Raw genomic sequence first — 26778 nt, 5'->3', positions numbered from 1 at the left:
GGACACTAGGCCCGCGGCGCTCGATGTGCAAAGACCGGAGAGTTAGGTACTTATAACGTCCTGGGTCCTGTGCTCGAAGTCGCTGGCATCGTGGCGCTCGTGCAGCTGCGTCTCCGGCTCGCCGAAGGTGCGATTAACCATGCGGCCGCGCTGCACCGCCGGGCGTGCATCGATCTCCTTGGCCCAGCGCAGCACGTGCTCGTACTCGTGCACGCTCAGGAACTCGGCGGCATCGTAGAGCCGGCCCAGCACCAGCTGGCCATACCAGGGCCAGGCGGCCATGTCGGCGATGGTGTAGTCGTCGCCGGCCAGGTAACGCGTCTCGGCCAGGCGGCGATTCAGCACGTCCAACTGGCGCTTGGTCTCCATGGCGTAGCGGTCGATCGGGTACTCCAGCTTCTCCGGGGCGTAGGCGTAGAAGTGGCCGAAGCCGCCGCCGACGAAGGGCGCGCTGCCCATCTGCCAGAACAGCCAGTTCATGGTCTCGGTGCGTCCCTTGAGGTCGCCCGGCAGGAACTCGCCGAAGCGCTCGGCCAGGTAGAGCAGGATCGAGCCGGACTCGAAGACCCGGATCGGCTCGTCGGGGCCATGGTCGACCAGCGCCGGAATCTTGGAGTTGGGGTTGGCCTCCACGAAGCCGCTGCCGAACTGGTCGCCATCGCCGATGCGGATCAGCCAGGCGTCATACTCGGCATCCTGGTAGCCCAGCTCGAGCAGCTCCTCGAACAGCACCGTGACTTTCACGCCATTCGGCGTGCCCATGGAGTAGAGCTGGAACGGATGCTTGCCGACCGGCAGTGCCTTGTCGTGGGTCGGCCCAGCGATGGGGCGATTGACGCTGGCGAAGGTGCCGCCGCTGGCTTTCTCCCAGCTCCAGACCTTCGGTGGGGTGTAGTCGTTGCCTTGGCTCATGCGAACTCCTCGAGGGCGATGGGCGTTGCTCACTTGGTCATGTGGGGGCACGTTAGCGAGCTATCAACCTGCAACAGACCTTAGCCGATCGGGCCCTTCCCTGCGAGGAAACGGACAGCCATCGAGGCGATAGCCAGGTCCTATCGTCTCGCCAGAGACATCCCGAAGCTTCGCCGACGTCACCCGGCCTCGCCGCGTCAGCGGGCCGCTCGCTGCCAGGCGCGGCGCGCCTCGCGGCCGAGGCCCCGGGGCAGCACGAGGCGCGTGGCACCGAGGTAGCCGAGAAACGCCCGGGCGGCCGGCTCCAGCGCCTCAGCCAGGCCCTCGGACAGCCGGGCCGGCGTGATGTCGGACTCCCAGTGCCAGGAGAGGATCGTCAGGGTGCCCTGCTGGCACCTGGCATCGAAGCGGGCCACGAAACGTTCGCCCCACAGCACCGGCACCACGTAGTAGCCCCAGCGGCGCTGGGCCTCGGGCTTGTAGACCTCCCAGACGTAGTCGAAGGCGAACAGCCGGGCGACGCCGCCGCGGTCCCACATCAGCGGGTCCAGCGGAGCGAGAAAGCGCACCTCCCGCGACGGCGACGCCAGCGGCTTGGCGGCGTCCTCCAGCGCCGCGAGGGCCTCGGGCGTCGTCCAGTAGGTCGTGCCGTCGACGTCGAGTTCGATCAGGGCGCCACTGGCGATGGCCCGGGCGGCGATGCGATCGCGCTCCGCGCGCGGGCATGGCAGCGACCAGACGGCTCCGTCGGCCGCAGGACGCAGCAGCCCGGCGGCCTGCACGCGCCGCACCACCAGCCTCTGCAGGGCCTCGTCGTCGCTGGCCTCCTCCATGCTCGCCCCCTGGGGCAGCACCCGCTCGGGCAGGTCGTAGGCATGGCGGCCGCCGACGCGATGGTGAGTCATCAGGTGGCCCGAATCCCACAGCGCCTTGAGCAGGTGCCGCGAGCGCTTGGGACCATACCAGCTGCCGCGCAGGGCGGGATCGGCTCGCTGGTCGCCGAGCTCGAGGCTGGTCGAGGGGCCATGGCGCTCGACCTGCTCGACCAGGGCACGGGCCTCCGGGGCCTCGACGTCCACGCCCCGGTGCTGCCAGCGCCGGGCGAACCAGCGATGGAACGGCGCTTGGGCCCACCACTCCGCGGGCTGGATCAGGCTCGCCTGCTTGTCCCAGCCGTCGACCAGCCACCGCTGCTCGTAGGCCGCCTGCTGCCAGTCGCCCTGGCGATAGCCGGGCACCCGAGCCTGCAGCACCAGGTCGGGGTTGGTGCCGACCGGCGCCAGGGGGTCGAACTGGATGGTGCCCAGGCGGCGAATGACGCTCGCCAGCGGCGCCGGGCGGAAGTGATAGTGCACCAGCAGCCGGCGGGCGTCGGCAGGTGTCAGCGTAAGTCGTTGGGGAGCGGTCATCGGCGGTCCATGTCCCGACATCGTTTCGAACGTTCGCCCATCCTAGGCGAAAGCGTGGTGTTTGGCCCGACACGCCCCTGCCGGGCCGGCATCCACCCTGTTCAGGGCGCTTGTGTCGTGTCTCGGTTGTTATAGCCTACTGGAACCCAACGATAGCCTTGCTCCAAGGCCTGAATATGGCCTACGCCAGGGAAAGGAAGGTGCGGAGCAGCGACCAAGTCGTGCTGTTGTGCCAAGCTCGAAAACTGCGTCGCGCGAGCCTCGGCCGCCATCTCGGGATCGACGTCATAGACGATCGTGATCGATGGGTCCGGGAACTGGACCGGCGCCACGTGGACCATGTCACCGATGAACGTCAGCGTTTGCCCCCGGCTCTCCAACGTATAGAAGGCGCTCCCCGGCGTGTGGCCAGGGTGAAGGCTTGCCGTCAGCCCAGGCAGCACCTCGGTCTCCTGCCCGAAGGTATCGACCCTTCCGGCGTCGACATAGGGTTTCAGCGTTGTGATGGCCTCATCGAAGTACTTGATGTCATAGCCTGAACGCGCCGCATTCTCGCGATCCAGGAAAAATTCGACGTCCGGTTCCCCGACATGAACAGTGGCATTAGGAAAGACGATTTGGCCATGCCTGGTGAGTCCACCGGAATGATCAGCGTGGACATGAGTGATCAAGATATCGGTTATCTTCTCAGGTTGGAAACCTGCCGCACGAAGGCTGTCGAGCAACTTGCCACCGTAGCCAGGCCCGAAGAGATCGCCGGATCCCGTGTCGACAAGAACGAGCCGGTCCGCCAACTCAAACAGGAATACATTGATCGACACCTCGACCGGATTGGTACGATAGGCTTGCGCGAGCAGGGCATCAGTCTTTTCGTTCGTCGTTCCACGCAAGAGCTCATGCAGGTCCTGAGGCACGGTACCATCCGTGAGAGACATGACCCTCACGTCTCCCACTTTCAAGGCATAGAAATCCGCTCCCTGATGGACGATACCGGGAGGATCGAACGCCATTGATGGCGACGCGACAAGCGCGGAACTTACACTGATCGTACCCAGCATAACGGCGGAAATGGCGATGGAGCGTGCAGACATGAATATTCCTCTCGTGTTCTTCCGAATGTCGCACTCAATATATTGACGGGAGCGCCTTTTTAGAAAGCAACGCGAGTTATAGCTTCCATCACTACCATTGATAGCATCCACATTGACGTCCCAGGACCCGGAACCCACCATGCCCGATCGCTTGAACAACATTGACATCGGCCTGCTCACTGCCTTTGAAGCTCTGCTACTGACGCGCAATGTAAGTCGTGCTGCCGAACGGCTGGGAATCACGCAGCCGGCCCTCTCGAGTCGCCTTACGCGGCTGCGGGCATTATTCGGCGACCAGCTCTTCGTCCCCGTTGCCGGACGTGGAATGACGCCGACTCCGCGTGCCGAAGAGCTAGGTGCCATGCTACCCAGCCTGCTCGACCATCTTCGTGATTTCGTGGGGCCGCCCCCCTCTTTCGATCCCATCGCAAGCGACCGCGTCTTCGTCGTGGCAGCCCATGACAATCCCGCCGCCATACTGGGACCCGACCTCGTGCCTGCCTTGAAAAAAGTGGCGCCTAATATCCGGGTCGCATTCGTGTTGCCCGATGCCGATAGCTTGGCGCCGTCACTCGAGCATGGCGAGATCGATATGTTCGTGGGCGTACCCAGAACGGAAGATGAGGGGCTCATCGGCCGCATGCTTCTCTCGGATAGTTTCCTGACGGCTCAACGACGAGGGCACCCACGAGGATCCCACGCGATCACGATGGAAGAGTTCTGTGCCGCCGATCATCTTTTGATCTCTGCCGAGGGCGGAGAATTCAAGGGCCAAGTGGACCGCGTTCTCGACGAACTCGGCCATGAGCGTCGGGTCAACGTCTCGATACAGAGCTACGCGCTAGCACCCACCATTCTCGCGAACAGTGACAACCTCTGTACCTTGCCCAGCCGTTTTCTCCGGCGCTTTGATGCCATGCTGGACCTGTTCCCTCCTCCCCTCGATGTGGGACGCTTCCAGCTACAAGCCATGTGGCATCCACGCATGAAGGATGACCCTGCTCATCGATGGTTTCGCAAGCAGGTTTTCGCGACGGCCCAGGCACAGTGAATCGAGAGGAAACGTGGGCTTTGGCGCGACACACGACCAGAACGGCCGGCCCCATGGCCCTCGGGCATCAGGGCGTGTCGACGCAGGCCTGAAAGGCGGCGCTCGCATGCACGAAAAGCGCGTTTCGCTACCGATTCGCGGGCGGCTGCTCATATCCGCCGAGCCATATCGGATATGCCGGTCGCTGCGCTCCTCCGTCGCCGGCACCATTCCTCTGCGTTCATGCGATACAGGCGCACCGGACGATTATGGTATTCCAGCAGGCGGAAATCGCCGAAGCCGACCTTTTCCGCGACGCGAATGGATGCCTGATGGTCGGGTTCGATAAGCGCCACCACCGAGGAAAAGTGACCCTCGAGCAGGGTGTCATCCAGCACGGCTCGAGCGGCCTCCACTGCCAGCCCGCGATGCCAGAAGGGCCTGGCCAGCCGATAGCCCAGGGTGGCCTCGGTGTCGCCATCGACGCGATCCAGCCCCACCCCGCAGAATCCAGCGAGCTCCCCGGAGGCCTTGTCGACCACCGCCAGCGGTGCGGTGCCATGGCGGCGGTAACACGCCTGGCAGGTCTCGATGAACGCCCTCACTGCCTCGCGGTCGAGTACACCCCGAATGGAGTGCTGCATCACCGCCGGATCGCCGAGGATCTCGGACAGTGCATCGACATCATCCAGTGACAATGGCCGCAATCGCAGCCGCGCCGTCTCGGCGCTCAGCGTTGGGGTCGCCCCTTGTGTCTGCATGTGACCTCCTTGCCTATGCGGCGAACGTCAGGATAACGCCCACCATGTTGGATACCCGCCTGAACCTTGAGCCGAACATTCACGCCAACACGAATAACGATCTGCAACGTCAACAGGATGAGGAGCGGTCGTCGCGATAGCCCTCTCCGCTGAATTCGATCAGGCAGAACCCATGGCCGAAGGGGTCGGAGAACGTGATACACCTCGAGCCTCGCCAGTGGACGCATTCGCTCTCCTGGACCGCGCCACAGCCAAGCACCCGTGCGGTGGCCTGGTCGATCTCGTCCACCACGACATCGAAGTGCACAGGCGTCCAGTGCCTCGCGTAATCCCGGTGCTGCCCGCTGCCCTTCGCGCAGGGTGAGCCACTGTCGTGCCTGAGCAGGTAGATCCTCGTGTCTGCCCCCGTCAGTTCGGCGACATCGTCATCGAGCTCGCGATTGAGCACCAAACCGAAAGCAGTGCAGTAAAAGGCAATGGCCGGTGCCAGTTCGGGCACGTCGATGTTGATCAATATCTTCATCGCGCTGGTCTCCGCTTCGCCTCATCGACGTCTAGCGCTGAAGATAGCCACCGCCCTTGGAACCTGCCCCTTAGTCCTCTGTGTGAGGCACGGACCGACCGCCCTCGGTCCTGAGGAATCAGGGCGTGTCGACGCAGGCCTGAAAGGCGGCAGTCGCATGCATGACGGACGAATTCAGGTATCGAATGCCGTTGGCGAGAAAGCCCGGTTCGCCGTTGTGTTCGGGAAATGCCAGGGGTAGCTCGGTGCAACCGAGGCACACGGCCAGGCCAGCGAGCTCCCGTTCGGGGACGGCGGCCCTGACGACCCGCTCGATAGCCTCGCCGGCACCCTCGACTTCGTTGCGATACAGCTTGCCGATGATGCCGGCGACGTCATCCTTGAGCGCCTGGCCCGTGGGAGACACGGCATCGACCCCGAACGGCGCCATCCCCGCGCGAAAGGCGGGAGAGGTCATCGTTGGCAGGGTGCCAAGAACAAGCAGCTTCTCGATACCCTGGGCGACGCACTGCCTGCCGATGGCCTCATAGACGCTGAGCACCGGCACCTCGATGCCGTGGGATATTTCCTTCAGCCGCGCATGGGGCGTCACGCTCGCGATGACAATCAGCTCTGCGCCGCTCGCCTCCAGGCGCCGCAGCGCACGATGAAAATACGCATCCCAGACATCCCAAGAGCCGGGCTCCGACGATCCCCGGTTGTTGATGGTGAAGTTCATGTCGAGGGATTCGATGACGATTTCCGGCATCGGCGTCGGGCCGGAGAACTCACGGCCGCGGTGATACGCCAGGCTCGCCTCGCAGACCAAGCGATAATATTCGATGGTGGACGGCCAGCCGACGCCGCCCAGGATTCCCATCTTTTTCACGGGCAACTCCTTTTGTCCTCATGCGTTCAAGGCGTTCGCTCACCGTTGCCATGGATGGCAGAACGCTCTCGCTATTCCACCTGTCAGCGTCGCGCCTCCGTCGCCATGCGGTATGCCAGGCCACCCAGCACGCCCGCCATCAGCCAGCGCTGGATCGCTAACCACACCGGGCGCCCGGCGAGACAACCGGCGATGGCACCGGCCATGACTACGATCAGGGCATTCACGCCGAGGCTGACGATGATCTGAAGGCTCCCGAGCGCCAAGGACTGCGCCAGCACGCTACCGTGCTGCGGCTCGATGAACTGCGGCAGCAGGGAGAGATACATGACGGCGATCTTGGGATTCAGCAGGTTGGTGACAAACCCCATCAGGAACAGCCGTGAGCGACTGTCTTTGGGCAATTCCCTGACCTGGAAGGGCGACCTTCCCCCAGGCTTGATGGTCTGCCATGCCAGCCACAGCAGATACAGGGCGCCCCCGATCCGCAGGGCATCGTAGGCATAGGGAACCGCCAGCACGATCGCCGTGATGCCGAAAGCGGCGCAGAGCATGTAGAAGACGAAGCCTATCGCCACGCCGCAAAGCGAGATCAACCCCGCCATCCGGCCCTGACAGATCGAGCGTGATATCAGATAGATCATGTTGGGGCCGGGCGTCAGCACCATCCCCAGCGCCACGAGGGAAAAACCGATCAGACTCGTCCCGTCCGGCATGCCCGCCTCCTGCATCAAGGATCACTCGGTCCTGTTATACACGATCGGGAACGTGGTGGCCCACGAGGTCGGGCATGCCGCTACGACAGGGCCTTGTGGCGTTATTTCCCCGCCAGCCACTCCGCGACCTGCCTGGTGTAGTAGCTGACGATCAGGTCGGCCCCGGCGCGCTTGAAGCCTACCAGGGTCTCGAAGACCACCTCGCGCTCGTCCAGCGCGCCGGCCATGGCGGCGTACTTGATGCCCGCGTATTCGCCGCCGACCTGATAGGAGGCCAGCGGCAGGTCGCTGCGCCGGCGCAGGTTGGCCAGCACGTCGAGGTAGGGCGTGCCCGGCTTGACCATCAGGATGTCGGCGCCCTCTTCCTCGTCCAGCAGGCATTCGACCAGCGCCTGGCGGCCGTTGGCGATGTCCATCTGGTAGCCCTTGCGGTCGCCCTCGAGCTCGCTGTCCACCGCGGTGCGGAAGGGGCCGTAGAACGACGAGGAGAACTTCGCCGAGTGCGCGAGGATGCCCACCTGCTCGAAGCCGGCGGCGTCCAGGCCCTCGCGGATGGCGCGCACCTGGCCGTCCATCATCGCCGAGGGCGCGAGCATGTCGGCGCCGGCCTCGGCCGCGGTGATGCACTGCTTCACCAGGTTCTCTACCGTGGCGTCGTTGCAGACGTGGCCGTCCTCGACCACGCCGCAGTGGCCGTGGCTGGTGTATTCGCAGAAGCAGATATCCGGGATGACGACCATTTCCGGGCAGGCCCGCTTGATGGTGCGGATCATGCGCGCCAGCAGGCCCTCGCCGTTCCAGGTGTCGCTGCCCAGCGCGTCCTTGTGGCGCGAGATGCCGAACGGCATCACGTAGCGCACGCCCAGCTCGGCGAGCTCGCGGATCTCCTGCTCGACCATGGCCTCCGGGTAGCGGACGATGCCCGGCATGGCGGACACGTCCTTGGGCTCATCGATGCCTTCCTCGATGAAGATCGGGTGAATCAGGTCGTTCAGGGAGACGTCATGCTCCCGGACCAGGTCACGAATGGCCGGCGACTGGCGCAGCCGACGGGGACGACGCAGGGGCTTGTTCGTTGCGGGTTGGCGCATCTTCGATGTCCGCTTGGCGGCCCCGCCAGGGGAGACACGACGAGGGCCGGAGATGAGTGGGTGCCGCATACGCTAGCATGAAAATCCATTAGCGCCCTATCAACTGCGACCCTTCGACTCACCCCCGGGCGCCTAGCGGCGCCTTTCGCCCAATGAATTGAGCTCCCACGAAGGTCAAGGACAACCCCCTCATTCGCGCACCAGCCGTGTCAGCCGCACGTCCACGGTGAGGACGAGCGAGGTCAGCGCCGCGGCCTTCTCGCGGCCTTCGGCGCTGGCGCGGTGCAGGTGCGGCGTCATCGCCAGCAGGTCGGCGATGGGCTCGGCGCCCTCGAGCTCGATGGCATAGCGCAGCGTCTCGCCAGAGTGCCGTGTGAAGCCTTCCGGCGCGGCCTCGTCGTCTTCGCGGGGCGGCTTCACGCTCGGATAGATGATCTCGCGAAGCTCGCGCAGGTGATCCGGCCCGGCCTCGACCATCAGCAGCTCGCCGCCCGGCTTCAGCACGCGGGCGAACTCCGGGTAGACGGGGAAGCCGAACAGGCACAGCACGCGGTCCAGGCTTTCCGCCTGCACCGGCAGGTGGGCGTTGGTGCCTACCACCCAGGTGGTGGCCTTCTCGTGCTTGGCGGCGGCCAGCACCGCCCATTTGGAGATATCCACGCCCAGCAGCGACAGCGTGGCCGCCTCGGCCTGCGCTTCCGCCATTCTGGAAAGCTCGCGTAGATAAAAGCCCTCGCCGCAGCCGGCATCCAGGCAGCTAAGCGTGCCGCCGGCGGAAGCCCCTTCCAGCACAGTGCGGCTCACCGCCTCGGCGATGGGCCGATAGTGGCCGGCCTCGAGAAAGCGCCGCCGCGCCGCCACCATCGCCTTGCTGTCGCCGGGATCGCGGGAGCGCTTGTTCTGCACCGGCAGCAGGTGCACGTAGCCCTGGCGGGCGATATCGAAGCTGTGCCCGGCCGGGCAGCGCCAGGCGCCGTCGCGACGCTGAAGCGGGTCGCCGTCCAGCGGGCAGGCCAGCGCCTCGAATGATGTGGTGCTCATGGGGCGGCCATCCCCTTCCGTTCCTGCATTCGTTCCGCGATTCATGACGCTCTCATGCCGCTGCTGTGTTCACGGTCGCGCCATCGAGCCATGCCCGATGGCGCGCTATGGAGCGACATTATACGCGGGCGGCCGTCATCGTCCCGAGGACATGGCTGCGTGAGAGGCTCGGCCACCGACTCATCGACAGTGCTGCATTCGGAAACGGCATCCGCTCTTATAAGAAAGCCCGCCTGATAGACGGGCTCAAAAGTTACATTAAAGAATGTAAAAGCAACATCACTCACATTAGATGGAAAACATTCCAAACGTATCATTCATGTCAACCAACCTGTATTCTCCAATATTAAATTGTCATAATAAACAACAAGCGCATTATATTCTTAAAAACATGACACCATGTTTAACTGACGCCTGGATAGTGCGACAGAGGGCTAGTTAACCGGCTCAGCGGAGGGGAACGACCAACTGCCATCCAGAACCTCCGGGCGTGGACGATACAAGCGAACCATGTAATTCCAGCCTTCTGTCACGGGCAGACAGTTTGGCGTCTCCGCCGTGCAACTGCCAAACTGTATCGTAATGGATCCGTCCTCGCCTTTGTCACCCGTGATGCTATTGACCGAGTAGGCGTTGAGATCATTGGGGGCAAAGTATCCCTCGGCGGTGTAAGCGGTGACAGACCAGAACCCATCAACCGGCACATCTTTTACCCTGAGCTGATACGGGACCGTACCATCGTTATTCTGCGGAAACACATTCAGGTAGATCGCATCCTTATCGGGATTCAACCCCCAGCCTGAGGCCGCTGCAGCAATGCGACGAACTGGATCCACTGCATCCTTGTCTGACCCGGCCGCGTAGCGCAGATCCGGGATAGTGTTGGATAGGGCAATCAACGCATCACGAACTTTCCCCTGGCTGACCGGATCCCACTCAGGGATCTCGAACACGCCAGGACCGCCCGGTTGAGTAACGCCAATGGCATCTTGCAGTGCATTTGCCGCTCTCATGTCCTCTGGATCATTGGGATCAGCCAAGATGCGCACGGCCACCATGACATAACGAGTGCCTACTTCTTCTTTTGTGAGCGTATGGGTGCCGGCGCCATAGAACACCTGCGGGTTATAGTGGTCTTGATTGATAAGCAGCACCGATAGGAATCGATCCCCCGGATCAGGCAAGTCTAACGTAACCGGACCAGCATCCAAATCAAACACACCTGAAGAATAGATCGTGTCGCGATTGAGCCGAACGATTAGCTGCTTATCCACAGGGGCGGGGGATCGAGTGTGCTTGATCTGACCAAACGCTCCATCCTCGACCTGCCCGGCCATATAGATATCGGATTCAGCACGGATAAAATTATCGGGCGTGACGATAACTTTACCGTCGGAGTTTTTCATCCAGCGTTCCGGACTCCCCAAATCAGGCACAGTCGAAGGCGTCGCTGCCACCGTCTGATAAGAGACACCGCCCATCAAAACAGCTAGCAAAGCGCAGATATATATCTTGAAAAAAATTTGCTTTTTCATCATATTACACCTCAATCTAGATAAACTACTGGGGTGGTAAGGATGTCGTTGTACGGACTAAATCCGGAGTTTTCCAACTACCATCAAGCGCTTCTGGCTGTGGCCAGTACTCACGCAAGACCATAAAGAATGGGCCCGCAGGTGCAGGCAACCAGTTAGCCTCCCTCTCCGTACCTGGCGAGTCGTTCTGGATATACAGTGTGATACCACCGTCTGACCCTTTGACAAGGTCAGGCACCATAGAGGAATTAATCAAATAACGGTTGATCGGATTTTCCGTCAAGAGGCTGGCCGGCAGCTCGTACATAGTCAGCGACCAAAACGAATTCACCGGAGGCAACTTGTCAGCTTCAAAGTGAAGCGTATAACGATTGGATGAACCATCCAGCGGCTTGCCCTCAGAGTCGGTAAAGTAAGCTGGGTAGTTCGCCTCCTCCTTGGAATTACCATATATTCCGAGCACCGCTGACGACATGCGGAGAAGATAGTCATTGCCGAGGAATTCGCGCGACCCAAATCCATCGGCACTACTAATCTTACCAGTATCGATCACCTCGGCCTTGTACCTCGCAAAAGTCTCCCATGCATCGGACATTCCTTCCCTGACCGCCTGGCGCTCAGCGGGTGATAGTGCAGCAAAGTCTAACGACTTGCCTGCGCCGATGCCAACCTTGGCGAAGCGATCCAGCAATTCCCTCTCACTGGGGTGAGGAGGGGCAAACTGCAAGAGAAATCCAAGAACGTCGAAAAACTCTGGTGAGGTTTTTTGCTCCTCAACTGACAGAGGCTGGACAAATTCCACAGTCGGCACCACAGGCGGCTCCTCTCCCTTGAAATGTGAAAGGGGTTGAACAGTGTATTGTGCCTGAACTTCCTGAACTTCCATCAGATCGTCGTTATTGAATAACTGGGTACGAAAAAGAATGAACGCCAGTTCCGTTTCCGAGTGGATCACCGAAGTAATCCCTTCGGGCACGACACCCTGCCAACGGGGACCGGCGAGCAGGTAGTTGCCCGCATTGGTGCCGGTCGAACGACTGCCGACATAAGCAAAATTGTGGGTATACATGTCAATAAACTGTAGTGAGTAATAGCGATCTTTAATCTCTGGCACACTGATCACCAGCGGTTCGGCACGCAGGTCAGCGCCAAGAAAGCTATACGGCGTGTCGGAATTGGGGGTCTGGATTGCTTTATCCTGTGGCGTAAACACGCGAGACATGTTATGGATCTCGTTCCACGCCCCCTTGTATTCCGGATTATCCTGATCGACGAAGTACGAATATTGAATCCGGTAGCTATCCACCATCGGAAAACCATATATATAAGCTTCCTTTATGATCTCACGCAGCTCATCCGGCGATGTCCTGACGGTCATTGTCTGGGACTCCGCACCCTCGGCCAAAGCAGTGGTGTGACAGGTTGATAGCGTCAATATCAACATGGCAAAAAGAAGCAAATCCACGAAGCTTTCTAGTGTTTTCTTTATCAAACCTCCCCCCTCCCTCAAGCAACAAAACTAGAATCTATAGCCAACGCCAAACAAAACGCCCGCCATTTCAAAATCAAACTCTCCACCATCATCTTTTCGGTCAATATAAAGGTGTCGATAACCTCCACGCAGCCGCCAGCTTTCAGCGAGTTGATAAGCAACCAATGCAACTCCTTGCCAAGTAGAATCAGAAGCATTGGTAGCGCCGAAGCCACCGGCATCTACAGTCAAGGAAGCACTCCATTTTTCACTTAACTGACCTGAGAGACGAGCCGCCAATACCGGATCGACCCAATCATCACTTATATTCTCGCTATCCGAAGGCAACTTACCCGAATTTAAAGTTATTTCAACATCAGAATCCACGGCCCGCGCTCCAGCGCCGAGATCAATACCAAAGTTTGAGCGATGATAGACCTGATAAAGTGCATAACCGCTAAAAACAGCCAAAGTAGTCTCGGACTCAATGCTGCTATAGAGCGCCCCGAAAGGGGTGTCTTCTTCAGCTTCCAAATTCAAATAAAAAACGTCACCCACGAAGCTCCATTTATCTCGCCGGGCAACACCAGTCAACATTACTCCAACATCCAACTGGTCCAAAGCGTCACTGACACTCAACACACTATCCACTGTTCCAGCTTCAGTTGTGATGCCAGTGGTTGACTCGGGGAGCCATATATATGAAGAAACTTCAAAATCCCATGAGGCTGGCTGTGCCAAGGCGGGAAAAGGACAAACCAGACAGAGAAATAAAAGAAAAGCAGAAACTATTTTGCTGAGACTACAGCCAAAAAACCATTGGCAGAAAAATGAAAGAAAACGCTTTCCCTTACATAGGCATAGCATAAACCCAACCCCCCGCGCAATATTTTTAGCGAAATATTTATAGCATATTTTATTCACAAGTCGATCATAAAGAACGATAAAAAAGTAGACCACACCTCTGTGTAGATCAAGTATTACCTGACGCCGCCTCCTTCCGGACTGAGAGCCTCAGCGGCGATTAGGTGCTGTACGAAAAATCAGCTCGTATGCAGCAGCTTATGCAAGCGTGAAAACTGCAGGACAGCCTGTCATCGCGCGTACTGTCTCGTCGTAGCTCCTTGAACCAGCTAAAGGTGCTTTTTACCGCATTGTGCTCCCGATACTTGGGCTATCGAACTCACGGGGGAATGCAGGACGAGGGGCTCGGTGAATCTTGCGCTGACCGATGATTGGCTTCATCCGATGCCGGTCGCAGTAATGGCGTATTTCATCGCTGTCGTAGTCCTTGTCTGCCACGACGTAATTGCAACGCTTCCGGGACCGACCTACACGCCCCGGCAGACGAATCGCTTCCACCGAGGTAATGAAGTAGCGAGTGTCGGCTTCCTGGCCCGGGGAGAGTGTGAAGGTCTGTGGCCATCCATTTCGGTCGCAGACCAGGTGGAGCTTTGTGGTCAAGCCGCTCCGGCTGCGACTCAGTGCATGATCTACCGCTTCGTCTACTACCCTATTCTGCCGCCTCCCGATGCGACACGGGTGGCGCGAACGGATGTGGAATCGATCATCCAGGTGTCCAGATCCATCAGGCCATCCTCTCGCAGTTTGAGCTGGAGGCATGCCAGCGCTGCATCGAAAATGCCATCATCGCACCACTGATGGAATCGGACATAAACCGTGGTCCTGGGACCATAGCGTTCCGGCAAGCCGCGCCATTTGGCCCCGAGCACAGCCCCAGAAGATGCCATTCAATACTCGGCAGTCATCTCACCGTGGCCGGCCCACCTCCTTGGGTGGTGAGACGATGTCATTGATCATCGACCAGCTAACTGTGCTCGGAAAGTCCGTCGCACACTGCCATGCCTCACCTATGCTGCTGTGGCATAGAAAGAATTAGCAGAAACTACTTGCCGCACAAACCTAAATTGGCGGCAGGGACGACTTCACAAAGCAGCACTGCCGCGACATCACAACGGGCAGGACAGCGCCTCTAGCTTGGTGGCACACCAAAAAACACCATTACACGCGGGCGGCCAGCCTCCCGACGGCAGCGATGGTCTCGTCGCGCTGCGTCTTGGTGGCGCTGGGCATCTTGGTATAGGCGACGGCGATTACCGCGCCGCGATCGCCCGGCCAGCCGATGCCAATGTCGCTGGCGTTGCCCACGCCGTTGGTGCCGGTCTTCTCGCCGACCAGCCACGACGATGGCATGCCGGCGCGCAACCGAGCGTCGCCGACCTTGCCCTCGATCATCCAGGACGCGAGCTGGTGCCGCGACGACGGCGTCAGGGCATCGCCCAGCAGTAGGGTGCGCAGGGTCGCCATCATCGCCAGCGGGGTGGTGGTATCGCGCTCGTCGCCCTCGTGATCGTGGGTGTTCAGGCCGGGCTCAATGCGGTCCAGCCGGGTGGTCTCGTCGCCGATGGAACGCAGATAGGCGGTAACCGCCTCGGGCCCGCCAACGCTCTCGATCAGCGCATTCGCCGCCGCGTTGTCGCTCCAGGCCACCGCCGCCTGGCACAGCTCGGCGACGGTCAGGCCGGGCTCGCCCAGGCGCTTCTCGGTGATCGGCGTCCAGCCAACGAGATCGCCCTCCTCGATCACGATACGGCGGTCCAGCGTCTCGCTTCCCTCGTCCACCTGGGCCAGCACCGTCGCGGCAATGAAGAACTTGCCGGTGCTGTTGAACAGGAACCGCTCGTCGCCGCGATGGCTCGCCACCGCGCCGGTGGCGACGTTCATCAGCGCCACGCCCACGCGGTCGTCCTCCGCGCGCTCCAGTTCCGCCAGCCGCTGGTCGAGATCGGAGGTGGCGGCGGAGGTGGTTGAGGTGGACGTGGCGGCGAACGCCGGCTGGCCCGCGGCGAGCATGGCACCGGCGGCGGTCATGGTCCCGAGGACCTGGCGGCGTGAGAGGGTCGGCATGGTGGGGCTCCTGAGCAAGATCAGCAGAATCGGATTGAGCAGAGTAGCCGGACGATCAGGCGCGAGGCAAACAAGAATCCACCGTCACCCGGCCCCGTCGCGCACCGTCTCAGGGCAGCTTCGCGATCGCCTTGATCTCGAACGCGAAGCCGGACAGCCAGGTCACGCCGACGCCGGTCAGCGCCGGATGGGGAGCATCACCCCAGTACTCCGGCACGACGCTCCAGATCGTTTCGAGATTGGTTTCCGGGTCGATGACGAAGACGGTAACGTCGATCACGTGGTCGAAGGTGCATCCCGCCTCGGCCAGGATGGCATTGAGATTGTCGAAGGCCGCCCTGACCTGAGTTCGCAGGTCGGGTTCGGGCGAGCCGTCGGCTCGGCTGCCCACCTGCCCCGAGACGAACAGAAACCCATTGGCGCGAACGGCCGGCGAATAACGGTTCTTGTCATAGAGCGCCCGGCGCTCGGGGGGAAAGACGACATCACGCTTTGACATGGATAACTCCTGAATTCATCTGACGGCCAGCGATCACGCCGGCGGCGACATCCTGACCATGGCGCCGAAGGAAGCGTGTGGCGCCCTCCCATTCTCGACATCACGACGCTAGGCTTTCCGATCTGCCATCATTGCCGCACCCACCGCGACAGGGACCGGCCACATTGAACCAACTTCTCGCCATGCGGGCCTTCGTGCGCGTCGTCGAAACGGGCTCCTTCAGCCAGGCCGCGAATCACCTGGCGATGCCGCGCTCGACGGCGAGCAAGCTGGTCTCCGACCTGGAGCGCCATCTCGGCCTCAAGCTGCTCAATCGCACCACCCGCGCGGTCGCCGCGACGGCGGACGGGCTGGCCTACTACCCGCACGCCGCACGGCTGATCCGCGAACTGGATGCGCTGGATGGCGACATGCGGGGCAGCCAGGGCAAGCCCAGCGGCCAGCTGCGCATCGATGCCCCTTCCACCTTCGCGACCAGCCTGTTGATACCGGCCCTGCCCGCCTTCCAGCGCGAGTACCCCGACATCAGCGTAGCGCTGGGCATCAGCGACCGGGCGGTGAACATCGTCGGCGAAGGCGTGGACTGCGTGATTCGCGCCGGCCGGCTCGACGAGATGTCGATGGTCGGGCGCCATCTCCTCGAGCTGGAGTACGTGACCTGCGCGGCGCCGGGCTACCTGGAACGGCGGGGAACGCCGACGCATCCCAGCGCGCTCGCCACCGACCACACGCGGCTCGGCTACTTCATCGCCGCCACGGGCAGGCCGATCCCGCTGGAGTTCGCGCGGGGAGACGAGCGCTTCACGATGAGCGAGAGCGATTACGCCGCCAACGACGGCAACGGTCTGATGGCGATGCTGCTCGCCGGGCTCGGCGTCGGGCAGCACTTCCGGCGCTGCGTGCAGCCGCACCTCGATGCCGGCGAGCTGGTGCCGGTACTGGCGGAATGGCAACGTTCGCGCATGCCGTTCCACCTCCTCTACCCACCCAACCGCCACCAGACCGCCCGGCTGAGGGTGTTCATCGAGTGGCTGCTGGCGACCTTCGGTGAGGCGCCGCCCGCCGGGTGAATCTGCCGTGCGGAGCCGGGGGTCACGAAAAACTCGGGCTTGCTCATCGGTTCGGCCTCTTGCGTCGTTGATGGCCACCGATGCTAGAGGACCGCCACCGCGGGCAGAAGACGCGAAACCTGCCACGACTGTCCATAGGGATGGACAATCTCTTCCCCCCGGCGTGAGGCGTTGCCCGTAAAGTGAGTGACTCGAGACGCGAAGCCAGACTGGCGTTGATCACCTCGAGAATTCGCGGAGTCAGCGCATCGCCTGGCTGTCATGGATGGCGTCCTTCAGCGCTTCATCGGCAAGGGCATAACCACTAACCACTGCTGGAGTAGACCCGCTGCATTCGCTCCAGGCCAGTCAGCGGACGTCCCCGCTTGCCCTGCGCATTCGGGAAATAGGCTGGCGACATCTCATTGAAACGACGGACTTCTACAGATTCGAGCAGTGCTACTGTAAGCGAGTCAGCCTGAGCAAGTCCTTCCGGACAACCACTCATCTAGAACCGGCTCCAGCTGCGGTGACAAGGCCGCGTCGCCAAACAGATGGAGTTTGGCCAGAAACAGAAGGCCGGGGCTCTGGGTGTTGAAGTAATGGCTTTTGAGCAGCGAATGGGTCGCATCGGGGAGCACCTCGGTGCGAATATTGGCGTGGTTCGGAGCCAGTGACGCCAGCCTGTCCCGGGTGTCGGCTATATCCACGTTCAGGTCGTCCTCGCCCAGTAGCATCAATAGAGGTTTACGCAGCTTCCGGTAGTCCTCCATCGCGTCGGCCCGGAAGTTTTTCAGCACAAAGCCGAAACGGTCGCGGGACATGCCTTCTTCGTTATCCCCCAGCCAGGCCAGATAAGCCTCATAGGACGGTAACGTGGCCAAAAATGCCATATCGGAAACATACTGCGCCCTGGCTTCCTCGATCTCAGATTCGCTGGCGCCCTGTGCCTGCATGCGGGCCAGCGTCAGGTACCAGCCCTGCTCTATCCAATTGATGGCAAAGCCCACGCCGATCGCAAAATCCACGGAGGGGCTCTGGCTCGCCACCGCGGGCACCACCCAGCCGGCCTGACTAAAGCCCAACAGGCCGATTGACACCGGTTGCGGCTCGAACCGCTGTTTAACATAGTCGATTGCTGCCAACACTTCGCGCTGACGATCTTCCATGCTCTGGTGCAGCCAGTTGCCGGTGGAATCACCAATTCCCGGTTTGTCCCAGGAAAGCACGGCGTAGCCCCGGGCCCGCAATAGTTCCCAGATCAGCGGATAGTAGCCAAAGGCTTCCCGGTCCAGCGGCCCGTCACCGTGTACGGTCAGTATCACACCGCAGTGCTCTACACTCGCCAGGGAGGGTAGGTAGGCCCCCGCGAGCCGTTTTCCAGCACTGTGAAAGGCGACCTCCTCAGCACCCCGGCTGCAGGCGCAAAGCAGCACCAGCAGTGCCATCGCGACGATGCGCGGCTTCATTTCTCGCTCCCCGTACCGGCGCCATCGTCGGCCGTCACCGACTGCGAGCGCAAACGCAACTCGAAACTACCGCTGACGGTAGACTGGTGCAGCATCGAATAATGCGCACGCCCGCTCTCTCCCATGTCCAGGCAGAATCTGAGGCTATTCAGCTCATCAGAGTCCAGGCGATAGCAGCTACCTGCATGATCGAGATCCTCAATGGCAGCCACGTTCGCGCGCCAGACTCGTTGCCGGGCCACATCGAGGATATTGACCTGATCCGGCAAGGTTTCGCTGGCCAGTTGCCAATAGTCAGGCAAAAAATGCAGGGTCGTATCGTAATCGCTGTCCGGAATACGGATATTACCCGTGGCGTTGTCGCCATCGCCCAGCAGGATGCTGGAATAAGACAACACCTGCCCCACCAGCGGAACGGCGTCCGCAACAGCCGCGAAGGCAAAGCCGACAAACTGCGCCTCTTCCTTCTCGGACAAGCTTTCCACGGGCGAGCTGATGGCCCAGAGTTCACCGCTGACCGATTCGATGCGCGACCAGTAGGCGGCTTCTCCCCGGTGCTGCTTGGTATCCGCCAGCTGTAGACGACCCGAAAGATCGTAGCGCTCGCTGCGCACAATGCTCACTTCGACACCCTCAACTAAACCGGGCTCCCTGTACACCACCGATTCCCGCACCTCGCTTCCGCTATCCCATTTGTCGACCTGCCGGGACACCGTGCCGACGATGTCGCCATCGAGATAGAAATCGTATTCATAGCGCCACTGCGCTGCCGACGCTGCCGCTGCCGCTGCGAATACAGCAAGCGGCACGAGCAGAAGTGGAACGATCAGCGAAGGCCCCATACCGACCTTCGAGCGCTTTCTGTTCTTGTCACTGCACATGCCTTGCATTCCTTGCTGGTGTTTCGCCACTACGGCCCACTTCGGTCAATCTACAATTGTGCGGGCACCGTATCAAGCATATACTTGATAAAAATACTTGTCAGGTTCTCCCATGAACAATCAGGCAAAATCTTCCCGAGCAAACGAGCCCGCTCGCAGCGCTTTTGTCGATCTTCAATCAATACGCACTTGCTACGATCAGTTTGGTCGCGATACCGACCCGGCAGTGCTTCTGGTACATGGCCTCGGCGCCCAGCGTATCGCCTGGCCGGACGGTTTCTGCGCGCAACTCGCGGGCCTGGGCTACCGGGTAATCCGTTTTGACAATCGCGACATTGGCCAGGCGAGCCACCTGGACCACCTCGGTCGGCCCAACCTGCTGTGGATCCTGCTAGCCAGAAAAATGGGGTTGCGGTGCCGCGCGCCCTACAGCCTGCGCGACATGGCGCAGGATGGCCTCGACCTACTGGACACCCTGGGCATTGATAGCTGTTTCCTGATGGGGGCCTCCATGGGAGGCATGATTGCTCAGCATTTAGCCGACCTTGCCCCAGGGCGTATTTCCAAGCTGGTTTCCATCATGTCCAGCTCCGGTCGGCGCGGCCTTCCCGGGCCCGAGAAAGCCGTGCGCAGACTGCTGCTGTCCGCTCCCACAGCGCCAGATAAAGCAGCGAGAATGGCTCACGACTTCGCATTCTGGAATCTGATCGCCAGCAAGCGACACCCACCCAACCCGAATGAGCTTCGCGATTTTATAGCGACCAGTGTCGAGCGCGACCATCCCAACAATCACGGTTTTGAACGGCAGTTCTGCGCCATTCTCGCGGACGGCTCCCGGAGCAAAATGCTCGCCGACCTACGGCTGCCCTGCCTGATCATACACGGTGACGAAGACCCCCTCGTACCGCCGGCCTGCGGCCGGGACACGGCCAACAGCATTCCCGGCTCGCGGTATTTACTGGTCACAGGCATGGGGCATGACCTTCCCAAAGCGCTACACCGGAACCTTGTGACTCACATACACGCTTTTTTCGAACAAGCCTAGGCCGCTCAGTTGGGGACTTCGGCGAACAGGCCTTCCAGCCACTCGAACAGCATGGCGAGCCCGGTCACAAAACACGGGGGCGCAGCATAATAACGAAGGTCATGATTCATCCGGAAATATAAGCGCTGTTGCAGCGCTTGAGCGTTCCCTGCTTACAACCTGACGGGCAGCATCCACGACAGCAAGAATATGCACTGGCGCGTTTCGCGCATACAGCCCAAAAACAGTTGGCGGATATGAATGAGGCTGTCCCCATCAATGAACGCAAGCGACGCAACCGCCAGCATGATAGTGGAATGCTCCACGCCTACAGGGGACGATAGGTCTGTCGCGTATGCCTTAGCACACACTCGACATAATTGCTTTTATCAAAGCCCTTCTCGATATGCATGTGCTCGGCCAGCCGCAGGAAGAAGTCATCGGGATCGACGCAAGCTTCGGGGGCCATGACACCACGCCGTTGAATCTTTCCGCCCAGCATCATCCCCAAAATGATTGCCGTGGGTATGCAGGTTGCATGGGCCATATCGTCAACCCGGTGCCTGCCCCGCAAGTGTACCCCTACCAGGCTCGCCTTACCGTACCTCCCCGCCCCCCTGGCGACCGCGCCGAGTGATGGTAGAAAACTGCGGATGGTATCCTTCGCGCCGTGGGCGAGATACTGGGCAATATCCCAAAGCCCTTGTCCGTTATCCGACAACATCCGCGTCAGTTCGACACTCGCATCGTAGATCGATTTTTGATCTCCCTTCACTACCATTGCCGCCGCTTTTTTCAGGGCATAGACAACGTATCCCGGCATATTCATCAGGTTATAGGATTGTTTGATATCGGGGTAAGTCCGCGGGAGCGTGATGGGTTCCGGGTGGCCGAGGATATGGCAGCGATCTGCTGCCCTTCCTGGAAATTCCAGCTTAATCGCTTGCAAGGGCTCTATCTCGCAGACGTCGCCATTCCGGTACACCTTGACTCGACCCGATATCTGCTGGGCCCAGTGCAGCGTTGCCGCGGCCGGCCCGGCAGCGCTAGTCCCGAGCTCAGCCCCTTCATCGTCGCCCAGGGGGCCGCCTGTCCCCCAGAAAGTGTAGATCTCGGTCGCCTTGGGCAATAACTTCATGGCCTTGGCCGCCAACAGGTTGGAAGTCCCCGGGCTCGCCCCGGCACCGATAATCGCGGTGATACCCGCCGCCCTGGCGCGATCATCCAGGGCCAGCGTATCCAGTGTCGGCTCCGGGTCGTCACAGATGTCGATATAGTGCACGCCGGCGTTAATCGCGGCGGACAGCACACGGGGGCCAAATAGATAGTAGGGACCCACCGTTGACACCACGATGTCGCAAGCTTGCAAGGCCGAGGCCAGCGATTGATCGCTGCGCACATCAACCTCCATGGCCCTGGCCTTCGAACCCAACGAATCCGCGAATCGGGTCGCCTTGCTGCCATCGATATCAGCAATCACCACCTCCGATACCGTCGGGTTGCCGATGATTTCCCGCACCGCAACCCTGCCCATGTCACCGCAACCGCCTAAAGCCAGAATTTTCATGGATAGCCTGTCCTCACGTTGGAGTGGCACGCATATTAGGGCCGCCAGGACACTTTATCAAGCTTTTACTTGATAAAGCAAAAGTGCGGCGACTATCCTAGCGCACAGTCCAAAGAGGAACGACCAGCATGACACGACCATCCCAGTACTTTGACGTACTCATTGTGGGTGCCGGCATCTCCGGCATCGGTGCCGCTTGTCACCTGCGGCGTCAGTGTCCAAACATGACCTTCGCCATTCTGGAAATGCGCGACGACCTCGGCGGAACCTGGGACCTCTTCCGCTATCCTGGTATCCGCTCGGACTCCGACATGTACACGCTCGGCTATTCGTTCAGGCCCTGGCCCAAGCCAAAGGCGATCGCCGATGGCGGGGATATCAAGCGATACATTCGCGATACCGCCAGAGAAGCGGGTGTGGAACAGCATATTCGCTATCGGCACAAGGTGCTGTCGGCCAACTGGAGCAGCGAGCAGTGCCTGTGGCAGGTGAGCGTCGAAACCGATGGCAACAAAACCACGACCCTCGAGGCACGATTCCTCTTCTCGTGTTCGGGTTACTACGACTACGACAGTGGCTACAAACCGGATTTTGGCAACGAAGCGGATTTTTCCGGCCCGGTAATTCATCCACAGGACTGGAACCCTGCACTGGACTATCGCGATAAACGCATCGTGGTTATCGGTTCCGGGGCCACGGCCATTACCCTGGTACCCGCTTTGGCCAAGGAAGCAAAGAATGTGGTCATGCTGCAGCGATCACCGGGTTACGTGGCAACTACCGCCTCAAGGGACCCTTGGGTGACACCGCTATCAAGAGTTCTGCCGGAATCGCTGGTATATCGCATACTGCGGTGGAAGCATATATCGCTGTCGATCCTCCTCTACCAACTGGCCAAAGCTTTTCCCAAGCAGGCCGCGACAACATTGATCAATGGTGTGCGCGATGCCCTCTCAGGGCACTGCGATGTCGACCGGCATTTCAGGCCTCGCTACAAGCCCTGGGACCAACGGGTCTGCGTGGTGCCTGAGGGCGACTTTTTCCAGGCGATCAGGGAGCAAAGGGCATCGGTGGTAACCGGCCATATCGAGCACTTCACCAGCAATGGCATCCTACTGAAATCCGGCGAAAGCCTGGATGCCGATATCATCGTGGCCGCCACCGGTCTTAAATTGAAGGCTCTGGGTGGCGTAGCCCTGCAGGTAGACGGGCAAGACATTGCCGTGCCGGACTGCACGACCTACAAGGGCATGATGCTCTCCGGCATCCCAAATTTTTTCCTGTTCATGGGCTACAGCAATGCCAGTTGGACCCTAAAAACCGATCTTACCGCGCGTTACGCCTGCCGATTGATCAACCGCCTGCACAGAAAGGGTTATGATTACGCAGCACCCAAACAACCGGAACCGGCTGTTATCGAGCAGGATATTATGCCGCTGTCTTCGGGATACATTCTCCGGGGCAAGCACCTGCTGCCCCGGCAGGGCAATATGCGCCCGTGGAAGATTTACCAGAACTACTTACTGGATCGGCTCAGCCTCGAACTGTCCCCGGTCATCAGTGATGAATTGACTCTGGGGCAATGCCCACAGAAACCGAGTAACAGCTCATACAATATACGCTAGGCGACATCTCCCCTGGGGTGAAACCTAACTCAGCAGCGAGTTGATCTACTCCTCCATTGGAGGAGTCCTGGGAAATCGAGGCGACCATTGAGGAGCGAGTAATCGACAACATTCGATGACTGGGTGAAATCACTGACGAATGAGAGCGACCATCATCTCCGCGCAGTGCTCGGCAATGGCCGGGTATTCTGTCTCGCCCATATCTGCCGCGATGCTGATCGCGCCCCAAATACTGACCAACATAAAAGCGGACGGTATCGGCAGATGGGACTCTTCCTTCTCGGGCCTATGTGCAAGAATATCCTCGGCATAGGCGGTGATGGATCGCTCGACAATGTCGTTATCCAGGGCCAGGAGATTCTTTCGAGTTTTAATCGCGCGTTCCAATTCCACTGCGGCGCGGGGCGGGAAGCCATCGATGCGCAACAGGTCCAGCACATAGTTTTTATAGGCCGTCTTTAGCTTGTCCGCCTTATGGCGGCTCTCGCGGTGCTTCTCAGCCACGGCGCTTAGTCGGTCGAACCACCGCGTATACAGGGCGTGCAGTATCGAATCCTTGTTAGGGAAATAGTGGTACAGGGTCGAGATGTTAATACCACAGTCAGCCGCGATGCGATTGGTGTTCAGCGCCTCAACCCCTTCCTTGGCTATGACGTCCAGGGAAATTTCCAGAATCCGGTTGAAGGTATTCAGCGCCCGCCCCTTCTCCGGTTGGTAATAATCGATTGTCTCTGATTGTCGCGAGGTTCTGCCCACGATGTATCTCCCTGCGATGCCGTGCCACGGCTGTCAACCGGCGCGATTGTAGCACAAGACTCCATACCTACTCTCCATACCTACTAGGCTTGTACGACAAGCCGGCACGCAGGCAACGATCCATGCAAGCCGCGCATGCCATGGCGCGAAAGCTACTGGCCTGCTTGTCATAGCGAGTAGCGATTCACCGCGATTCCTTGAGCCATCCGAAGGCATGCTCTACCGCATTGCGCCTTTGATGCTAGCGTGAGGCGATGCCCGCGAAGTGAGCGACTCGCAGGCACAAAAAACCCGCCGATCGGCGGGTTCTGGAGATAACCAAGGACTGCCTCTCATTTCACACGATGCGCAGAGGAAAAGGTTGGCCGTTGGTCAACGCCGCGGCCGATGGTGACATCGGCGGTATCGCCCCCTCGACAGCCGCCGGGCACCCTGGCGAAGCCCACGCCACGCACCGCCAAACAGCTTGGCAAACAGATCGGCCCGCAGTCGGGCATTGCGCTGCTCCACCGCCCGCATCTTCGGATCTGGATTGTGGAAGGCCATCGTCTCCTCCGCCGTCGAAAGCACACTAACTGCGTAGCTTAGCAGGCACACCGCCCATGCTTTTCATGGTTGCCCGAAAGCCAGCCATCGGCCGGTAATCGTCAGGACCTGCCCCTCGTTCCACATGACAAAGCTGTCATCCGGCCGTCAGCGGTTTGACGAGGCCATGGTGTCACGCTGCCGTACATCGCCGCGTCAACGTCCACCGCCAGTGGAGGCATCACATGCTGATCAACATCGCCAAGCCCAGCGATCTGCGCGAATCCGATGTGACACCGGAATCCGTCTACCTCTCGCGCCGCCGCTTCATGGGTGGCATGGCCGGCCTGGGGGCGGGGCTCGCCCTGTCCGGCCGGGCCCGAGCCAGCGCCGACTATTCGGACGTCCCCGACGGCGACGCCCCCGCCTGGCTCAAGGCAAAGCTCGATGCCTCCCGCCGGCGCGCCATCGTGCCGGCCGACCCCGAGAAAGACGCGATTGCCCCGTTCGACGACGCCAGCGGCTACAACAACTTCTACGAGTTCGGCACCGGCAAGTCCGACCCGGCCCGACTCGCCGGCGACTTCGAGACCCAGCCGTGGAGCGTGGTGATCGACGGCGAGGTGAATAACGGCGGCCGCTTCGATCTGGAGGACCTCGCCCGCCCCTCCCAATTCGAGGAGCGCATCTATCGCCTGCGCTGCGTCGAGGCATGGTCGATGGTGATTCCCTGGCTGGGCATCTCCCTGGCAGACGTCATCAAGCGCGCCGAGCCCACCGGCAAGGCCCGCTACGTGCGCTTCGAGACCCTGGTCGACCCCGAGCAGATGCCCGGGCAGCGCTCCTCGTTCTCGCTGATCGACTGGCCCTACGTGGAGGGGCTGCGCCTGGACGAGGCCATGCACCCGCTGACGCTGCTGGCCCTGGGCATGTACGGCCGCGAGCTGCCCAACCAGAACGGCGCGCCGCTGCGGCTGGTAGTGCCGTGGAAGTACGGCTTCAAGAGCATCAAGTCGATCGTGCGCATCTCGCTGGTGGAGGAGCAGCCGGTCAACTCCTGGCAGCGGATCGCCCCGGAGGAGTACGGCTTCTACGCCAACGTCAATCCGCGGGTCGACCACCCCCGCTGGAGCCAGGCCACCGAACGGCGCCTGCCCAACAGCCTGTTCAGCCCCAACACCATCGATACGCGGATGTTCAACGGCTACGCCGACGAGGTGGCCGAGCTGTACGCGGGCATGGATCTGCGGGAGCACTACTGATGACGGCACAGGGCAAATGGCGACTCTGGCGCGGCGGCGTGTTCCTGGCCGCCCTCGCGCCTCTGCTGCTGTGGGGCTGGCAGGTCGCCAACAACGCCGCCGGCCCCGAGCCGGGCCGCTACCTGCTGCTGAATCTCGGCCTCGGCGGGCTGTGGATGCTGCTGCTCACCCTGAGCCTGACGCCGCTGACCAAACTCACCCGCTGGAAGGGCTTCGCGCTGATCCGCCGGCAGCTCGGCCTCTGGACGCTGGCCTACGCCAGCCTGCACCTGCTCAGCTATGCCCTGTTCATCCTTGGGCTCGACTGGGCGATGCTCGGCAGCGAGCTGGTCAAGCGCCCCTACATCATCGTCGGTATGCTCGCCCTGATCGGCCTGGCGGCCCTGGGCGCGACCTCGAACCGCTGGGCGATGCGCAAGCTCGGCAAGCGCTGGAAGTCGCTGCACAAGCTGGCCTATCCCATCCTGGGGCTGATCCTCCTGCACTTCTTCTGGGGGGTACGCGCCGACCTCGGGGAATGGACCCTGTACGCCACCGTATCCGTCCTGATCATGGCGACCCGCCTGCCGCCGGTGGCGCGGCGCCTGCCCAGGTTTCGCCAGCGATTCGCCAACAGCTTGAGTTGTGACGGTATTTACCTGACAGTTGGCCACTGAAAGCGAAGTGGCCATAGCGCTCCCCGTGGGTTATAGGACGAGTGTCTGACGCTCGGCTGTAACACCATGAGGAAACGACTATGACCACC

Annotated in this window: 24 protein-coding genes and 2 pseudogenes; 6 read left to right on the top strand and 20 right to left on the bottom strand. The window is 60.8% G+C overall.

All coding sequences use genetic code 11. The annotated features are described in order from the left end of the window. Positions 1 to 42: 42 nt before the first annotated feature. The 3 genes from yghU to ACGTN6_RS14660 form a co-directional block, all read right to left on the bottom strand. Positions 43 to 912: a glutathione-dependent disulfide-bond oxidoreductase gene (gene yghU / locus ACGTN6_RS14670; RefSeq protein WP_394592809.1), complete on the bottom strand. Its 870-nt coding sequence runs from the start codon at positions 910 to 912 to the stop codon at positions 43 to 45. 197 nt (positions 913 to 1109) lie between these two features. Further along, the gene (locus ACGTN6_RS14665; protein ID WP_394592806.1) at positions 1110 to 2321 is read right to left on the bottom strand and encodes a DNA glycosylase AlkZ-like family protein; all 1212 of its coding nucleotides are present in this window, start codon (positions 2319 to 2321) and stop codon (positions 1110 to 1112) included. 101 nt (positions 2322 to 2422) lie between these two features. Then, entirely contained in the window at positions 2423 to 3412 is a 990-nt protein-coding gene (locus ACGTN6_RS14660) for an MBL fold metallo-hydrolase (protein ID WP_394592805.1), read from the bottom strand. Between the two features lie 139 nt (positions 3413 to 3551). Between ACGTN6_RS14660 and ACGTN6_RS14655 the strand changes: the two genes are divergently transcribed. Continuing rightward, positions 3552 to 4463: a LysR family transcriptional regulator gene (locus ACGTN6_RS14655; protein ID WP_394592802.1), complete on the top strand. Its 912-nt coding sequence runs from the start codon at positions 3552 to 3554 to the stop codon at positions 4461 to 4463. 149 nt (positions 4464 to 4612) lie between these two features. On the opposite strand, the gene ACGTN6_RS14650 is transcribed toward ACGTN6_RS14655, so the two are convergent. The 12 genes and pseudogenes from ACGTN6_RS14650 to ACGTN6_RS14595 all read right to left on the bottom strand — a co-directional run bounded on the left by ACGTN6_RS14650 (position 4613) and on the right by ACGTN6_RS14595 (position 15875). Continuing rightward, positions 4613 to 5203, bottom strand: a complete 591-nt coding sequence (locus ACGTN6_RS14650; protein WP_394592800.1) for a GNAT family N-acetyltransferase — start codon at positions 5201 to 5203, stop codon at positions 4613 to 4615. A 109-nt stretch (positions 5204 to 5312) separates the two neighbouring features. Then, positions 5313 to 5726, bottom strand: a complete 414-nt coding sequence (locus tag ACGTN6_RS14645) for a VOC family protein (RefSeq protein WP_394592798.1) — start codon at positions 5724 to 5726, stop codon at positions 5313 to 5315. Positions 5727 to 5844: 118 nt separating this feature from the next. Next, positions 5845 to 6585: an aspartate/glutamate racemase family protein gene (locus ACGTN6_RS14640; protein ID WP_394592987.1), complete on the bottom strand. Its 741-nt coding sequence runs from the start codon at positions 6583 to 6585 to the stop codon at positions 5845 to 5847. A gap of 92 nt (positions 6586 to 6677) precedes the next feature. Beyond that, positions 6678 to 7325, bottom strand: a complete 648-nt coding sequence (locus ACGTN6_RS14635; protein ID WP_394592984.1) for a LysE family translocator — start codon at positions 7323 to 7325, stop codon at positions 6678 to 6680. Between the two features lie 86 nt (positions 7326 to 7411). Then, on the bottom strand, positions 7412 to 8401 hold the full coding sequence (gene hemB, locus ACGTN6_RS14630) for a porphobilinogen synthase (RefSeq protein ID WP_394592795.1): 990 nt from the start codon (positions 8399 to 8401) through the stop codon (positions 7412 to 7414). A gap of 189 nt (positions 8402 to 8590) precedes the next feature. Continuing rightward, positions 8591 to 9442: a putative RNA methyltransferase gene (locus tag ACGTN6_RS14625; protein ID WP_394592793.1), complete on the bottom strand. Its 852-nt coding sequence runs from the start codon at positions 9440 to 9442 to the stop codon at positions 8591 to 8593. Between the two features lie 434 nt (positions 9443 to 9876). Continuing rightward, positions 9877 to 10977 (bottom strand): DUF1214 domain-containing protein, encoded by a 1101-nt coding sequence (locus tag ACGTN6_RS14620; protein ID WP_394592791.1) that lies wholly within the window; start codon positions 10975 to 10977, stop codon positions 9877 to 9879. 25 nt (positions 10978 to 11002) lie between these two features. Beyond that, positions 11003 to 12442 (bottom strand): DUF1254 domain-containing protein, encoded by a 1440-nt coding sequence (locus ACGTN6_RS14615; RefSeq protein ID WP_394592789.1) that lies wholly within the window; start codon positions 12440 to 12442, stop codon positions 11003 to 11005. A gap of 54 nt (positions 12443 to 12496) precedes the next feature. Then, entirely contained in the window at positions 12497 to 13372 is an 876-nt protein-coding gene (locus ACGTN6_RS14610; protein WP_394592787.1) for an outer membrane protein, read from the bottom strand. A gap of 100 nt (positions 13373 to 13472) precedes the next feature. Then, positions 13473 to 14269 (bottom strand): annotated as a pseudogene (locus tag ACGTN6_RS14605) (IS5 family transposase). A gap of 201 nt (positions 14270 to 14470) precedes the next feature. Beyond that, a complete protein-coding gene (gene bla, locus ACGTN6_RS14600) occupies positions 14471 to 15376 on the bottom strand; it encodes a class A beta-lactamase (RefSeq protein ID WP_394592785.1) in 906 nt (301 codons plus the stop codon). Positions 15377 to 15485: 109 nt separating this feature from the next. Further along, positions 15486 to 15875: a RidA family protein gene (locus ACGTN6_RS14595; RefSeq protein WP_394592783.1), complete on the bottom strand. Its 390-nt coding sequence runs from the start codon at positions 15873 to 15875 to the stop codon at positions 15486 to 15488. Between the two features lie 164 nt (positions 15876 to 16039). On the opposite strand from ACGTN6_RS14595, the gene ACGTN6_RS14590 reads away from it, so the two are divergent. Then, positions 16040 to 16945 (top strand): LysR family transcriptional regulator, encoded by a 906-nt coding sequence (locus tag ACGTN6_RS14590; RefSeq protein WP_394592782.1) that lies wholly within the window; start codon positions 16040 to 16042, stop codon positions 16943 to 16945. Positions 16946 to 17188: 243 nt separating this feature from the next. On the opposite strand, the pseudogene ACGTN6_RS14585 reads toward ACGTN6_RS14590, so the two are convergent. From ACGTN6_RS14585 to ACGTN6_RS14575, 3 genes and pseudogenes are all read right to left on the bottom strand, one after another. Beyond that, positions 17189 to 17345 (bottom strand): annotated as a pseudogene (locus ACGTN6_RS14585) (IS5/IS1182 family transposase); the annotation flags it as partial. Positions 17346 to 17397: 52 nt separating this feature from the next. Then, positions 17398 to 18393 (bottom strand): alpha/beta hydrolase family protein, encoded by a 996-nt coding sequence (locus tag ACGTN6_RS14580; protein WP_394592780.1) that lies wholly within the window; start codon positions 18391 to 18393, stop codon positions 17398 to 17400. Beyond that, the gene (locus ACGTN6_RS14575) at positions 18390 to 19274 is read right to left on the bottom strand and encodes a hypothetical protein (protein ID WP_394592777.1); all 885 of its coding nucleotides are present in this window, start codon (positions 19272 to 19274) and stop codon (positions 18390 to 18392) included. Before ACGTN6_RS14575 ends, ACGTN6_RS14580 begins: the two co-directional genes overlap by 4 nt. Positions 19275 to 19386: 112 nt before the next feature. On the opposite strand from ACGTN6_RS14575, the gene ACGTN6_RS14570 reads away from it, so the two are divergent. Continuing rightward, on the top strand, positions 19387 to 20319 hold the full coding sequence (locus ACGTN6_RS14570) for an alpha/beta fold hydrolase (RefSeq protein ID WP_394592775.1): 933 nt from the start codon (positions 19387 to 19389) through the stop codon (positions 20317 to 20319). Positions 20320 to 20626: 307 nt separating this feature from the next. Here ACGTN6_RS14570 and ACGTN6_RS14565 read toward each other — a convergent pair whose 3' ends face one another. Continuing rightward, positions 20627 to 21865 carry a saccharopine dehydrogenase family protein gene (locus ACGTN6_RS14565; RefSeq protein ID WP_394592773.1) on the bottom strand — a complete coding sequence of 413 codons (1239 nt, stop codon included), beginning with the start codon at positions 21863 to 21865 and terminating at the stop codon, positions 20627 to 20629. A gap of 128 nt (positions 21866 to 21993) precedes the next feature. Between ACGTN6_RS14565 and ACGTN6_RS14560 the strand changes: the two genes are divergently transcribed. After that, complete coding sequence (locus tag ACGTN6_RS14560) at positions 21994 to 23490, top strand: flavin-containing monooxygenase (protein ID WP_394592771.1); 1497 nt, start codon at positions 21994 to 21996, stop codon at positions 23488 to 23490. Between the two features lie 129 nt (positions 23491 to 23619). Here ACGTN6_RS14560 and ACGTN6_RS14555 read toward each other — a convergent pair whose 3' ends face one another. After that, entirely contained in the window at positions 23620 to 24246 is a 627-nt protein-coding gene (locus tag ACGTN6_RS14555; protein WP_394592769.1) for a TetR/AcrR family transcriptional regulator, read from the bottom strand. 770 nt (positions 24247 to 25016) lie between these two features. On the opposite strand from ACGTN6_RS14555, the gene msrP reads away from it, so the two are divergent. Together msrP and msrQ are read left to right on the top strand one after the other, a co-directional pair. Further along, a complete protein-coding gene (gene msrP / locus ACGTN6_RS14550; RefSeq protein WP_394592767.1) occupies positions 25017 to 26033 on the top strand; it encodes a protein-methionine-sulfoxide reductase catalytic subunit MsrP in 1017 nt (338 codons plus the stop codon). After that, positions 26033 to 26689 carry a protein-methionine-sulfoxide reductase heme-binding subunit MsrQ gene (gene msrQ / locus ACGTN6_RS14545; RefSeq protein ID WP_394592764.1) on the top strand — a complete coding sequence of 219 codons (657 nt, stop codon included), beginning with the start codon at positions 26033 to 26035 and terminating at the stop codon, positions 26687 to 26689. Before msrP ends, msrQ begins: the two co-directional genes overlap by 1 nt. The last annotated feature ends 89 nt before the right edge of the window (positions 26690 to 26778 follow it).

Origin of the sequence: Halomonas sp. B23F22_20 (assembly GCF_043496985.1) — a bacterium.
Lineage (GTDB): Bacteria > Pseudomonadota > Gammaproteobacteria > Pseudomonadales > Halomonadaceae > Halomonas.
The sequence above is the reverse complement of the archived record's forward strand: the minus strand, read 5'-3'. Positions and strand labels throughout refer to the sequence as shown.